This window comes from Brevibacillus sp. SIMBA_040 (assembly GCF_046535075.1).
Classification (GTDB): domain Bacteria; phylum Bacillota; class Bacilli; order Brevibacillales; family Brevibacillaceae; genus Brevibacillus.
The window spans coordinates 23,312-35,419 of the sequence record NZ_JAWRXI010000032.1; the positions used below are offsets into that span (position 1 = coordinate 23,312).

Here is a 12,108-nt window from a genome sequence, read left to right on the forward strand (position 1 = left end):
TTTATAGGTACATGATAACAACTCTTTAGGACAAGTATAGCAGGCTACTATTAAGCGATTGTTAAGTTTTGGGTTTGTCGATGGCTGCTTCAAACGATATCGGTATTTTCCAACCCTTGGAGAACTTGATCAATGGTTCGTCCAGCAAGGAATATTCCAAATGATCCGTGCGCTTGCCTACACAAATAAGAGAATACGAGCCGTTTGTTTTCGTGAGCTGGACAGAGTGGATAGACTGCGTCATGGAGCGATCGAGCATCCGGGATACTAATAGGACGTGGCCGAGCTTTTCAATCAGACTCTTGTCCTGCTTGGAAACGATGTCTGGATGGCGGTTGATCTGGCTCACCAGCAGCTTATTGCTTTTGTAAGACGCAATCATCGCGATGAGCAGCCGCTCCCGGTGCGTGTAGCCTGCCATCAATACCTGCGAAAGTAAATAAAACGTATGCTCGGATGAGTCGTATACGTTGATGGTGCGACCTGCGTCGTGAAGCAGGGAAGCGGTAGCTAAAAGCTCTCGCTCCGCTTGCCCGAATGTATGGAGACCCTGGGCGCCTAGCTGGTCAAATAGCGATAGGGCCAAGCCTTTGACATGCTCGGCATGAGTACGGTCAATGTGATAACGATGCATAAATTGCGTCGCGGTTTTTGTGTGGATATCGTTACCGGTCGCAGGCGGTTCTGCGCCCCAAACCGACTCATATAGTACCCCCTCGCGCAGCCCTTTGTTGCTCACGAGAAGGACATCGCTGCCTGTGTATTCCAGCAAGGATTCAAAAGCAGCGATCCCTGAAAGCACGACATCTGCCCTGTCCTTGGACATCCCTGGAACCTGGCGTCTTTCTTCCAGAGATAGGCTACGGATATGCTCCAAAATACCCGTTACATGATCCGTGCTGATCGGGTAATGATGCAGGCTGTCCATGCTATAGTGAACGGAGCGCTGATGAATTTTTCCCAGATTGCGTGCCGTACCGCCGATGGCAATCACGGGACATTTTTTGCCCATAAGCCATGGCTTGGAAGCGAATGAGGCGGCTAAAAAGGAACGCAGCTGGACGAATTCAGCTTCTGTCGGTATGTCGCTATATAAAAACATTTTTGTCAGTGTAACAATTCCAAATGGGAAGCTGTGACTCTCTAGCAGCCTGCGATTTTGGAAATAAGTGATCTCCGTGCTGCCGCCACCGATATCAATCGTAACTCCCTCGTCTACATTCATGCTGTCCATCACAGCGAGATAGCCATAACGGGCTTCTTCCTCGCCTGTTAAAATCTGGACGGAAATACCTGTTTCGACTTTGATCTGCTCAATCAGCTCGATCCCGTTTTCTGCCTGTCTGACGGCAGCTGTGGCAACGGCAATTGTTTTTTGGACCTGTTTCACTTCCAGCAGCTCCTTGAATTGGTGCAAACAAGTGAGCGTAATGGATATTCCTTCTGTGTCAAGACGGTTGTTTTGCAGATGATTGCTGAGCCTGAGGCTGCGCTTGATATTGTCCACTTCGGTCAGATTTCCCTGCTCGTCCTGCTTATAAATAACCAGCCTGGCTGTATTTGAACCAAGGTCGATAACACCCATACTTTTCGTCATGAGATTCCCCACTTTGCGGTAGTACCATTTTTTTTCTTTCCATTATGCCACATAATTTAAGAATTCCACCCCATAACTTGTTAGTTGACAACAGCCCAAAACCTTTTTATAATCGGAGACATTCCATCAAGCATGAAACACGCATAGCAAAGAAACGCCGTGAAAAGGAAAGTAGAAAAGGGATTTGACGTACAGAGAGCTGCCTGATTGCTGGGAGGGTAGCCGCGAACTCTTTTTGAATGCCACCTTGGAGCTCTGCTTTTGAACGAATGAGTAGAAAGCAGCGACTGGCCCACGTTATCGGGCGCATGTCAATGACGACTGCATAAGTTTGCTTTTTGTGAAAAAGGCAAAAAAGCTGAGTGGTACCGCGATACCTTCGCCTCAGCAATCGGATTTATGGGAAACCATGGGTCTGGTTGCTGGGGCTTTTTGCTTTTAAAAAGAGAGAAATGGAGTGGTGGGGTATGGATCGAGTGAAGCAACGAGAACTGCTACATCTTTTGGAAGAGGACAGTCGCATGAGCGCCGAGCAAATCGGAAAAATGCTGGCTGAACCAACTGAGGCTGTCGAAGAGGCGATTGCCGCGCTTGAAGCAGACAAGGTTATCGTGAAGTATCCAGCGCTCATAAACTGGGAGCGGGTTGAGGATCATCCATATGTAAACGCGATGATCGATGTAAAAGTAACGCCGAAGCGCGATGTGGGCTTTGACGAGGTGGCAGAACGTATTTGCCGCTTCCCGGAAGTAAAGGCTGTCTATTTGATGTCAGGTGCGAGCTATGACTTGTCTATCGTATTGGAAGGAAAGACGATGAGAGAAGTAGCCAATTTTGTTTCGCAAAAGCTGGCGACACTCGATTCAGTCGTTTCAACGGCTACGCACTTTATTTTGAAACGCTACAAGCACGATGGGATTGAGCTGGAGGATCGTGACGAAGATCGCAGGATGGTGGTTACGCCGTGAGTACACAATTAACAGTCAACAAAAGTCGTTTATCATCCACAGTCGCTTCTTTGAAGCCTTCGGGAATTCGCCGCTTTTTCGATTTGGCAGCTTCGATGGAGGGAGTCATCTCGCTAGGTGTTGGTGAGCCTGATTTCGTTACTCCTTGGCGCATGAGGGAAGCATCGATTTCGTCATTGGAGCGCGGGCATACGGCATATACGTCCAACGCTGGCCTTTTGGAGCTGCGGGTTGAAATCCAGAAATATTTGGAGGAGCGTTTTTCTGTCAGCTACCATCCTGAGTCCGAAATTTTGATTACGGTTGGAGCCAGTGAAGCGATTGACATCGCGCTGCGCGCCATTTTGGACCCCGGTGATGAGGTGCTGGTCGTCGAGCCTTGCTACGTATCGTATGAACCAGTCATTCGGTTGGCTGGCGGTGTACCGGTCTTTTTGAAAACGACCATGGAAAATAATTTCAGGCTGACGCCTGAAGAGCTGGAGAAGCATATTTCTCCTCGTACCAAAGCGATCATTTTCTGCTATCCGAACAACCCAACCGGCGGAACGATGACCGCAGACGAGTGGAAAACATTGCTGCCGATTATCGAAAAACACGATCTGTTGGTGATCTCCGATGAGATTTATGCAGAGCTGACGTATGGTCGGATGCATGACAGCATCGCGGCGCTGCCAGGAATGAAGGACAGAACGATTCTGATATCCGGATTTTCCAAAGCGTTTGCGATGACAGGCTGGCGTCTTGGGTACGTATGTGCCACTCCTGATCTGCTGGCAGGGATGCTGAAAATTCATCAATATACGATGCTGTGCGCACCGACGATGGCGCAAATGGCTGCGCTCGAGGCACTTCGTCATGGACGCGCAGATATGGAACGGATGATCGAGAGCTACCGCCAGCGCAGGAATTACATCGTTGATGGCTTCAGACAAATCGGGCTGACATGCCATGAGCCTGACGGTGCATTCTACGCCTTCCCGTCCGTCACCTCGACAGGACTCACTTCTGCGGCATTTGCTGAAAAGCTGCTGATGGAAGAAAAGGTAGCTGTCGTTCCTGGTGATGTGTTTGGAGAGAGCGGTCACGGGCATATTCGCTGCTCCTATGCGACGTCGATGGATCAGCTGAAAAAGGCGCTGGAGCGGATGGATAGCTTGATGAGTCGGCTGAAAGCTTAGACAGCATCCATATAATAGGAAGCGATAGATGTGGGATGGCCATTGGGCTGTCCCTTTTTTCTTCTTAAAAGCTTCCTATCAGGACGACATGATAATTGTAGCAACCAGCTGTGTAATGAGAGCGGCGAGGATCATCGAAATGCTGGAGACGGTGCCTGATATCGGGCTTAGCTCGAACGCTTTTGATGTACCTGCACCATGGGCGCTCGTACCGAGCAGGACACCTCTGGCGATATCATCGGAGATGCGAAGGTATGAGATGATATACGGTCCGATGACAGAGCCGAGCAGTCCTGTAATCAATACAAGCACAGCTGTAATAGAAGGAACGCCTCCGATCATCTCCGATACGTTCATGGCGATCGGCGTAGTGATCGAGCGCGGCAGCAGGCTGAATAGCACCTGATGATCGACATGCAGCAAAAGGGCCAGCAATGCCGAGGAGACGACGGCTACAGCGGAACCAGCTATGACACTAATCAAGATCTGTGCAGCGTGTTTCTTCAATAAAGGATAGTATTTGTAGAGCGGAACAGCAAAAGCGATGGTAGCAGGCTGGAGCATGTAGGCCAGCCATTTGCCGCCTGCATTGTACGTATCATAAGACGTATGAGTACAGAGTAAGACAATAACTAAAACGATCGGTGTAAACAATAGCGGCGAAAACAGTAGTGTACGTTTGTAGCGATAAAGCCGTTTGGCGATGAGGTAAATGAAGATGGTAAACAGGAAGCCCAGTATGCCAGCGATCATGGACGGGTATGCTCCTTTCGTTTGGAAATGCTCTGAGCTACCAGTCCACTGCAAATCATGACAAATGCGGTGCCAAATGCGATCACGAGAAAAATTTGAATCCCCTCATGCAGCATCAGGCTTTGATACGAGATGATTCCGACGGATGGCGGGATGAAAAAAAGCAACAGCTCGGCGAGTAGCCAGCTTGCTCCTGTTTCAATCCATTCCAAACGCAATGCCTTAGATTGAAGCAATAAAAACACCACAAACATGCCGAGGAGGCTGCCAGGTATTTTCCAGCCGAGAATGGAGACAAGTGCGTTCATTATAATAGAAACGACAATAAAAAAAGCAACCTGCCCCAAGAGTATAAGTAGTCTTTTCATGAAGTTCTCTCCCTTTGTGAAAAGTGTACATCACCTCTTTTCATAGGTAAAATGCATATATAGAATCATTGGGATTCATCCTATCTATAGGTGACAAAAGGAGATGTCTGATGGATATCCGGCATTTGCAATATTTTTTGGAGGTAGCTCGCCACAACAGCTTCACCAAGGCAGCGGAGTCCCTCTATATTACACAGCCCACGATCAGTAAAATGGTGCGCAATCTGGAAGAAGAGCTGGGCGTCGAGCTATTTGAACGTTTGGGCAAACGAGTCGTGCTGACAGACGCCGGGTGGGTGCTGTATTCCCAAGCCGACGTTATGGTGAAATCGTTTGATAACATGACAGTCCATATTCATGAATTGATGGAACTGAAAAAAGGCAGGATACGGATCGGATTGCCGCCGATGGTAGGAGCTAATTTTTTCCCTCGGGTCATCGGCAAGTTTTGCGAGCAGTACCCAGGGATTGTCCTGGAGCTCTTAGAGGTAGGCTCGAAAAAAGTGGAGGCAGATGTGGCTTCAGGAATGCTGGACAGCGGAGTAGTGCTTTTGCCGATTGATGAGGAGGTTTTCGAGTCATATTCGTTTGTGAATGAAGAGATTCAAGTAGTTGTCCATCCGACGCACCGATTGGCAGCCAAGCAGAAGGTATTCTTGGCAGAGCTTGTAGACGAGAGGTTCCTGTTATTCCACGAGGATTTTGCTTTGCACAGTCGCATCATTGATGAATGTGTGCGGGTCGGCTTTCATCCTCAAGTGATTTACAAAAGCTCGCAGTGGGATTTTCTCAGTGAAATGGTCGCGGCAAATATCGGGATTACTTTGTTGCCCGAAACCATTTGCAGTGAGCTGGACCCCGATCGATTTCATGTCTTGTCCTTGGTGAATCCCGAGATCAAGTGGCATTTAGGGATGGTTTGGCGAAAAAATGCGTATCTCTCATATGCTACACGGGAGTGGATTCGTTTTACCCAGGGCATGCTTTCAAAGTGATGCAGAATTATGCAAGAGAAGCATCTATGCACAAAAGTATAGGAAACCCCCAAGAGGTGATACCGTGAATGCTCCCTCATGGGGGTGTATTTTCATTTATATAGGCTGATAGTCAAAAAGAGTAGAAGAAGTAATAGTAGGCCATTTCCATGATAAAACGATTAATCTCCGATGGATTGCTTTAAGGTGACAATAGCTACATGGTACTGATATTTAGAATCGATTGCTTTTGTTTCGCAATCTAACAGCTTTGTCTCTCTATCGATCAACTCATTCAGAGATACTTTTCGTATGAAATAATCTGCCTTCATCTCATCGTATTGCTTCTGCGCGGCATCTCGTGCTGCTATGCTCTCTTCCATTACTTTTTTCGCGGACATGACTTTATCATAGTTTTCTTTTAGTTCTTTATTTACCGTTACTTTAGCCTTTTCCAACAAAATCTCCGCTTTTTTCAAATTATTCCTTGCAATTTTACCATCGTAGGTACTCGGGAGAGAATACCTCGCAACGATGTCTACCTTTACTTCAGCAAGCTTTCTTTCCTCTTCGACTTTTATCATATCCGGGCGTTTTTCGTAAGCGATAGCTTGTACTTCTTCCCAAGTAGGAAATTTATAGTGAGTCAGGTCGTAAGTGGACAATTTCCATTCTTTTTCAGGTGCTTCCAGCAGTAAATCATTCAGCTTGGCCAACGCCTGCTGGTGACTGGTTTGAAGCTTAGCAAGCGCTTCTTTGGCTTCTTCATTTGGAGATGGATACCAATAGTGGCGTTGGATGCTTTCCTTGTGCGAGTTTATTTTTGCTTCGAGAAAGAGAACCTCCAGATAAGCTTTTTCAACCTGAAGCTGCAATGAACTTTTTAACGCATCCATAGTGGCCTTGCTAGTGGCAATATCTCTTTGGGCTTCTGCTGCCTTCTTGTATTTCGTCTGTGCATCTTTGAAGGTATAGATGGAATTTTCCTTTATGGCCTGACTATCTCGAAGAGTTATGAGTGAATCGTAGTAAGTTGTATCGGCGGCTAATCGGAGCAGCTCCAGATCGGTATTGTTTTTCAGAGTCTTTTCGATAGCCTGGTCCATCGTAATGATATCTGCCGTCTTCAGTTCTGCAGCAAATGCGTGGGAAGTGGGAAAAACGAGGGGCGAGCTTGCCAATAATGCAGTAACCAAGGTAGTGCTGCAAATGGTCGAGAATAGCCTGGACTTCATTAAACTAACCTCCTGAGTATATATAAATTTGATAACGATAATCATTATCACTATCAATTTAATCAACAGTATATATTTCCACTTTTATTTCGTCAACGGAAATAGTTATGACAAGCAGAAAAATATTTACATAGATTTGGAAAAACTGGCTTCGCTATGCCTTGAGATAGGCAGTTTTTGCACTCATATGGGAAAGAAATGAATAAACGCCAACTTGAATAAAAGTAAAAGGATCTCCCGTGGTGAAGGAGATCCTCTGTATCGTATGGTGAAGCAGCAAACTACGTTTAATGAGAGTTTTCATCCATGCTGAAATCTACGCGATCAAGCGGCACCAGCTTTGTTTTTTTGGTTAATTTATAGACTAACCAAATGATCAAGAACAGTGGAAGACCGATGTAAGACACCATAAGCCCGTTCCAGTCGATCCCTTCAGCGGAAATCGCGGAGTAATTTTGACCGAGAATGACGATACAGCAGATGATGAATGCGAAAATCGGTCCAAACGGGAACCATTTCGCCCGATAAGGAAGCTCTCTCAGATCGCGTCCTTGCGCCAGAAAAGCTTTGCGGAAGCGATAATGACTGACAGCGATGCCGAGCCAGGCGATAAAGCCTGACATCCCGGATGCGTTTAACAGCCAAATGTACACTTCTCCATCGCCAAACAACGAGGACAAAAAGGCAAGCGCTCCAATCAGCGCAGTCAAGATCAAGGAATTGATCGGTACACCGTTGCGAGTAACCTTGGCAAACCATTTTGGCGCTTTGCCTTCCTTTGCCAGCACCCAGAGCATGCGGGTAGAAGCGTACATGCCAGAGTTACCAGCGGATAGAACCGAGGTGAGGATAACCGTATTCATCACGGAAGCAGCGAAGGCAAATCCTGCTTTTTCAAACACGATGGTGAACGGGCTGATTGCAATATCCGAAATATCGCCGCTAATCAAGTTCGGGTTATCGTATGGCACAAGAAGGCCGATAATGAGAATCGCGAAAATATAGAACAACAAGATGCGCCAAAAAATCTGGCGAATGGCCTTTGGAATATTTTTTGCTGGATTTTCACTTTCACCCGCAGCAACACCGACCAGCTCTGTTCCCTGGAAAGAGAACCCGGCGATCATAAAGACACCAAGCAACGCCATGAAGCCGCCACTAAATGGAGCGTCGCCTTTCGTGAAGTTTTGGAATCCAACAGCTTCTCCACCCATGATACCGAAAATCATCAGGACACCAATTATGATAAAAACAATAACGGTTATGACCTTAATAAGTGCAAACCAATATTCAGATTCCCCATAGCTCTTGACTGACAACAAATTCAGACAGAACATAAGGACGAGGAACAGGGCACTCCAGATGATAGAGGGAGTATCCGGGAACCAAAATTTCATGATGAGAGCAGCAGCCGAAAGCTCGACGGCAATGGTAATCGCCCAGTTGTACCAGTAATTCCAGCCGAGGGCAAAGCCCAGAGATGGATCGACGAAGCGCGTCGCATACGTGGAGAAGGAACCGGAAACCGGCATGAAAGCAGCCATTTCTCCCAGACTTGTCATCAGGAAGTAAACCATGATACTGATAGCGATGTAAGCAACCAACGCTCCGCCAGGTCCGGCAGAGTGGATGGAGCCGCCGCTTGCGAGGAACAATCCTGTACCGATAGAACCGCCAATGGCGATCATGGTCAGGTGACGGGCTTTTAAACCACGTTGCAATTGATTTTCTGACATAACCTACTTGCACGACCCTTCTAGAAAATGATGTTCGTAAAGGAAGGTCGGAAACGAAAAAACCGCCTGTAGCCATAAAAAAGGGCACAAAGCGGTATCATCAAATCCCCACCAAGCCTTCACTGAAGATAGCACAACACGCTTGCCGGCACGCAAGACGTGACAGTTCTGTCCCTTTCGGGTACAGCCCCAGCCCATGCGCACAGCGATACGCGATGGACTTCGGCGGATTTTCCTTTTCCTGCAGTCATGAATTTCTGCTGAATCTCGTACAGGATCATATAAAAGCCGCGACCTCTATCCTCACCGTGAAAGATGAGGATACATGTATGAAATTGATTTATTTATCAACTATATAAGATTGTTCAGTATTTATCAATGTAAAATCTAGTCATTCTTTTTTCCTCTGTACAAAAAATCCCCCGTGACAGCATGGCGTCTGAGGGGGATTTGTCATTCTACATACTATTTCCAGCTTCCTGCTGATAATACTTGTGCAAAACAAGATTCTCAAGTGAATTCGTCGTCGCATTTGCCCGTTTTAACAAAATATCCTGTTTGAAAGCAAAAAGGGCAGCTATATCTGCTGGGAGAGTCCGGGCGGGTACAGGTATGCTGTCTGTCTTGCGGATGAGTGGTTTCGGTGCTGCCAAGTGAAAGCCCCAGTCACCAAAGGAAGGAACCAGACAGTGATAGGATTGTGTGTGAAGTCCCGCAGCCTTTAACGAGAGTTCTATACTCCAATAAACAGTGGGTGCGTCTTCGGGTGAAAACGACTGGCAAACCATTACACCATCATCGGAAAGCTGTGCAGCGAGGCGTTGAAAAAATTCCGTGGTGTACAGCGTGCTAATGATTTCATCGGCTGGGTCAGGAAAGTCCACGATGATAATCTGATAGGAAGGTCGTTGCAAGTCCAGAAATTGAGCTGCGTCCTGAGGATGAACGTGTACACGCGGATCATGCAAGGACGCCTCATTCAGTGAAACGACCGCGGGTACGTGCTTAGCTACATCCAGCACCATCGGGTCCAGATCGACAAGGTCAACATGCTCAACTCCAGGGTACTTGAGCACTTCACGTACGGCCAGTCCGTCACCGCCGCCTACAATGAGTACCCGTTTAGGGGATGCAGCATACAGGAAAGCAGGATGAACAAGTGCTTCGTGATAGATTCTTTCATCCAATGAGCTGAATTGCAGCTGCCCGTCCAAGTACATGCGCATGTCGTTTGCCTCGATCAGCTCCATGCGCTGATAATTACTCGTTCCTTCGTACAACATGGTATGTTTGCCAGCTAGAATTTCGTTGCGTTCTATCTGGTCGTAGTTGTCACCGCGATTTGAAGCAGAATCTATCCCGAGCGAGACATTGGAAAAAGTAATGTTGTTTGCATGATCGGAGGTGCTTGCAGAAGCAAGTCGCGATTGCATGGACCAAATTGCCGGAGCACCGCTGCTTTTGTTAGAGCGATCTATGCCATATACGAGCGCGCTTTTTGAGGAAAGTCCACGAATAAGTGTTTCAATTTCTGTAGCTGGATCATCGTCTCCACATGTAAACAAATCAAAGGCAGCATACGAGTACTCGGGCCACGTGTGAATCGAAATGTGTGAGGTAGAGAGTAGAATAATGCCAGTTACTCCCTGAGGATCGAATCGGTGGAAGCTAGTCGCCAAGATCTGCATGCCAAGTGATGAAACGACTTGATTCAGTAGCTTTTCCAAATGAACGAGATCATTTAGTAAAAAAGGATCACAATCAAAGGCATCTACTACAATATGACGTCCATTTACGCCATTCATTGTGCATCTCCAACCCATTTGCTCAAAGCGAACAACTCCTTTATCTATTATATGTTCAGGATACGGTGCTGAAAGGATAAAGGTTTGTACGATTGACACATGGTGGCAAGAAATAGGTTGAATCTATAAAAGAAAACTACCGTACATAGATGCATAGACGGTAGTTTCCAATAAGGGCGCCTCTATAAAAATGAGCGTTTTTCTGGCCATGTTCCCTGAAGCTTGCGGATTTGCACGATTTGTCCTGTGTGAAAGGCATCATGAAGTACGATGCTCATCACACTCTGCCCTAAAGGAATACTGGGCAGCGGTTGGTCAAAAGCATCTTCGGAGAGCGAGGCGAGCTTTTCATGTATTTGGCGATGGACTTGCTCCATGCGAGCAACGGTGGCTTGCCATGCCTCTTCATCATCTGGACCGCCTGAGGGGGTAAAGGTGTCATCGTTTGTCTCTGCGGACAGGGGAAACTCGGTATTTTGCATGCGATGCAAGAGCCGTTCCTTGAAAAATAACAGGTGACTGACATTTTCCCAGATGGTGTTAGCGGCTAGGCCTTCAGGGCGCCAGCTGGCCTGTGCAGCGGAAAGTCCGGTCAGAGCATTTCTTAGCGGTGGGTACCAATCTTCTTTGTCGTAGGTACATTTCCATTCGTGCAGCAGTAATTCCATCCTGTTCATGTGCATCCTCCTCGTCTGTGAAACGAAATAAGTAGGCGGTATAATGGCTCTAAGGATGATAATGGATGTAACTATCAAAAACTATTTTGATCGTTACAAGGAAAAACATACCATATCCTGGGTTTCCATACAAGAGGTTCTTGAGAGGACATGCAATGAACGGGGGAGCAGTAGTGGAGTGGCTATGCATTGACTTTTTAAATAGTGATTGGCGAGATTGGCGGGGTTCAGGCAAAAGAGAAAATCGACTGGATAAGCAGGAGTGGCTGGAAGCCTTTTTCCACCAATGGAAGCTGACGGCGCCAGCTCCAGCGGATGACCAGGTCAGGCTGTCACTGTTGCGGCTTCGTGAACAAATGCGCAGAATCGTAGAGGCAATGGTCAGCGGTGAAGCCGCGCCACAGGAAGATGTAGATGCACTGAATCACGCATTGGCTTTGGTGCCGTCTTGCATGCGGGTATCAGAAGACAAAGAAGGACAAGGCTATCACCTGGAGCAGATAAGCAAAGCAGAGGGATGGGCACTCATACAAGGACGAATAGCGGAATCCTTTGCACAGCTTTTGACGAGTCAGGATGTGCGCCGGATCAAAATTTGCCATAATGACGATTGTAAGTGGGTCTTTTTTGATGAGAGCCGCAATCGGGTAAGACGCTGGTGCGATGATAAAATGTGCGGGAATTTGATAAAGGTCCGCCGTTTCCGCGAAAGGCAAAAAGAAAAAGGGTGAAGCGCATATTAAAATGTACCCTTTGTAAAGGACACTTTTAAAAAGTCTAGGCAGCTCCAAGAAGATGATCTCTGTATTGAACA

Annotated in this window: 11 protein-coding genes, 1 riboswitch and 1 other annotated feature; of the genes, 4 read left to right on the top strand and 7 right to left on the bottom strand. The window is 47.1% G+C overall.

From position 1 onward, the window contains the following. Positions 1-61 precede the first annotated feature (61 nt). On the bottom strand, positions 62-1,597 hold the full coding sequence (locus SB752_RS30980) for a Ppx/GppA phosphatase family protein (RefSeq protein ID WP_410719262.1): 1,536 nt from the start codon (positions 1,595-1,597) through the stop codon (positions 62-64). 150 nt (positions 1,598-1,747) lie between these two features. Then, positions 1,748-1,987: a binding site (T-box leader), on the top strand. Positions 1,988-2,064: 77 nt separating this feature from the next. Here SB752_RS30980 and SB752_RS30985 point away from each other — a divergent pair. After that, the gene (locus SB752_RS30985) at positions 2,065-2,565 is read left to right on the top strand and encodes an Lrp/AsnC family transcriptional regulator (protein WP_410719263.1); all 501 of its coding nucleotides are present in this window, start codon (positions 2,065-2,067) and stop codon (positions 2,563-2,565) included. Further along, positions 2,562-3,746, top strand: a complete 1,185-nt coding sequence (locus tag SB752_RS30990) for an aminotransferase (RefSeq protein ID WP_410719264.1) — start codon at positions 2,562-2,564, stop codon at positions 3,744-3,746. Before SB752_RS30985 ends, SB752_RS30990 begins: the two co-directional genes overlap by 4 nt. Positions 3,747-3,824: 78 nt before the next feature. On the opposite strand, the gene SB752_RS30995 is transcribed toward SB752_RS30990, so the two are convergent. After that, complete coding sequence (locus SB752_RS30995) at positions 3,825-4,499, bottom strand: LrgB family protein (protein ID WP_410719265.1); 675 nt, start codon at positions 4,497-4,499, stop codon at positions 3,825-3,827. After that, on the bottom strand, positions 4,496-4,867 hold the full coding sequence (locus SB752_RS31000) for a CidA/LrgA family protein (protein WP_410719266.1): 372 nt from the start codon (positions 4,865-4,867) through the stop codon (positions 4,496-4,498). The genes SB752_RS30995 and SB752_RS31000 overlap by 4 nt, the downstream gene beginning before the upstream one ends. 110 nt (positions 4,868-4,977) lie before the next feature. On the opposite strand from SB752_RS31000, the gene cidR reads away from it, so the two are divergent. Further along, positions 4,978-5,862 (top strand): cidABC operon transcriptional activator CidR, encoded by an 885-nt coding sequence (gene cidR, locus SB752_RS31005; RefSeq protein ID WP_410719267.1) that lies wholly within the window; start codon positions 4,978-4,980, stop codon positions 5,860-5,862. A gap of 161 nt (positions 5,863-6,023) precedes the next feature. Here cidR and SB752_RS31010 read toward each other — a convergent pair whose 3' ends face one another. The 4 genes from SB752_RS31010 to SB752_RS31025 form a co-directional block, all read right to left on the bottom strand. Then, entirely contained in the window at positions 6,024-7,076 is a 1,053-nt protein-coding gene (locus SB752_RS31010) for a TolC family protein (RefSeq protein ID WP_410719268.1), read from the bottom strand. Positions 7,077-7,363: 287 nt separating this feature from the next. Then, positions 7,364-8,812 carry an amino acid permease gene (locus SB752_RS31015; RefSeq protein ID WP_410719269.1) on the bottom strand — a complete coding sequence of 483 codons (1,449 nt, stop codon included), beginning with the start codon at positions 8,810-8,812 and terminating at the stop codon, positions 7,364-7,366. Positions 8,813-8,933: 121 nt separating this feature from the next. Then, a riboswitch (Lysine riboswitch) is annotated at positions 8,934-9,120 on the bottom strand. Positions 9,121-9,270: 150 nt separating this feature from the next. After that, positions 9,271-10,617 (bottom strand): adenosylmethionine decarboxylase, encoded by a 1,347-nt coding sequence (speD, locus tag SB752_RS31020; protein ID WP_410719270.1) that lies wholly within the window; start codon positions 10,615-10,617, stop codon positions 9,271-9,273. A gap of 182 nt (positions 10,618-10,799) precedes the next feature. Continuing rightward, positions 10,800-11,294 (bottom strand): DinB family protein, encoded by a 495-nt coding sequence (locus tag SB752_RS31025; protein WP_410719271.1) that lies wholly within the window; start codon positions 11,292-11,294, stop codon positions 10,800-10,802. A 155-nt stretch (positions 11,295-11,449) separates the two neighbouring features. Between SB752_RS31025 and SB752_RS31030 the strand changes: the two genes are divergently transcribed. Next, positions 11,450-12,025 carry a CGNR zinc finger domain-containing protein gene (locus tag SB752_RS31030; protein WP_410719272.1) on the top strand — a complete coding sequence of 192 codons (576 nt, stop codon included), beginning with the start codon at positions 11,450-11,452 and terminating at the stop codon, positions 12,023-12,025. Positions 12,026-12,108 lie beyond the last annotated feature (83 nt).

What these genes read in the sequence shown, in the direction of transcription:
- SB752_RS30980 (WP_410719262.1), bottom strand. Translation starts at nt 1,597, where the DNA reads ATGACGAAAAGTATGGGTGTTATCGACCTTGGTTCAAATACAGCCAGG.
- SB752_RS30985 (WP_410719263.1), top strand. Translation starts at nt 2,065, where the DNA reads ATGGATCGAGTGAAGCAACGAGAACTGCTACATCTTTTGGAAGAGGAC.
- SB752_RS30995 (WP_410719265.1), bottom strand. Translation starts at nt 4,499, where the DNA reads ATGATCGCTGGCATACTGGGCTTCCTGTTTACCATCTTCATTTACCTC.
- SB752_RS31000 (WP_410719266.1), bottom strand. Translation starts at nt 4,867, where the DNA reads ATGAAAAGACTACTTATACTCTTGGGGCAGGTTGCTTTTTTTATTGTC.
- cidR (WP_410719267.1), top strand. Translation starts at nt 4,978, where the DNA reads ATGGATATCCGGCATTTGCAATATTTTTTGGAGGTAGCTCGCCACAAC.
- SB752_RS31010 (WP_410719268.1), bottom strand. Translation starts at nt 7,076, where the DNA reads ATGAAGTCCAGGCTATTCTCGACCATTTGCAGCACTACCTTGGTTACT.
- SB752_RS31015 (WP_410719269.1), bottom strand. Translation starts at nt 8,812, where the DNA reads ATGTCAGAAAATCAATTGCAACGTGGTTTAAAAGCCCGTCACCTGACC.
- speD (WP_410719270.1), bottom strand. Translation starts at nt 10,617, where the DNA reads ATGAATGGCGTAAATGGACGTCATATTGTAGTAGATGCCTTTGATTGT.
- SB752_RS31025 (WP_410719271.1), bottom strand. Translation starts at nt 11,294, where the DNA reads ATGAACAGGATGGAATTACTGCTGCACGAATGGAAATGTACCTACGAC.
- SB752_RS31030 (WP_410719272.1), top strand. Translation starts at nt 11,450, where the DNA reads ATGAACGGGGGAGCAGTAGTGGAGTGGCTATGCATTGACTTTTTAAAT.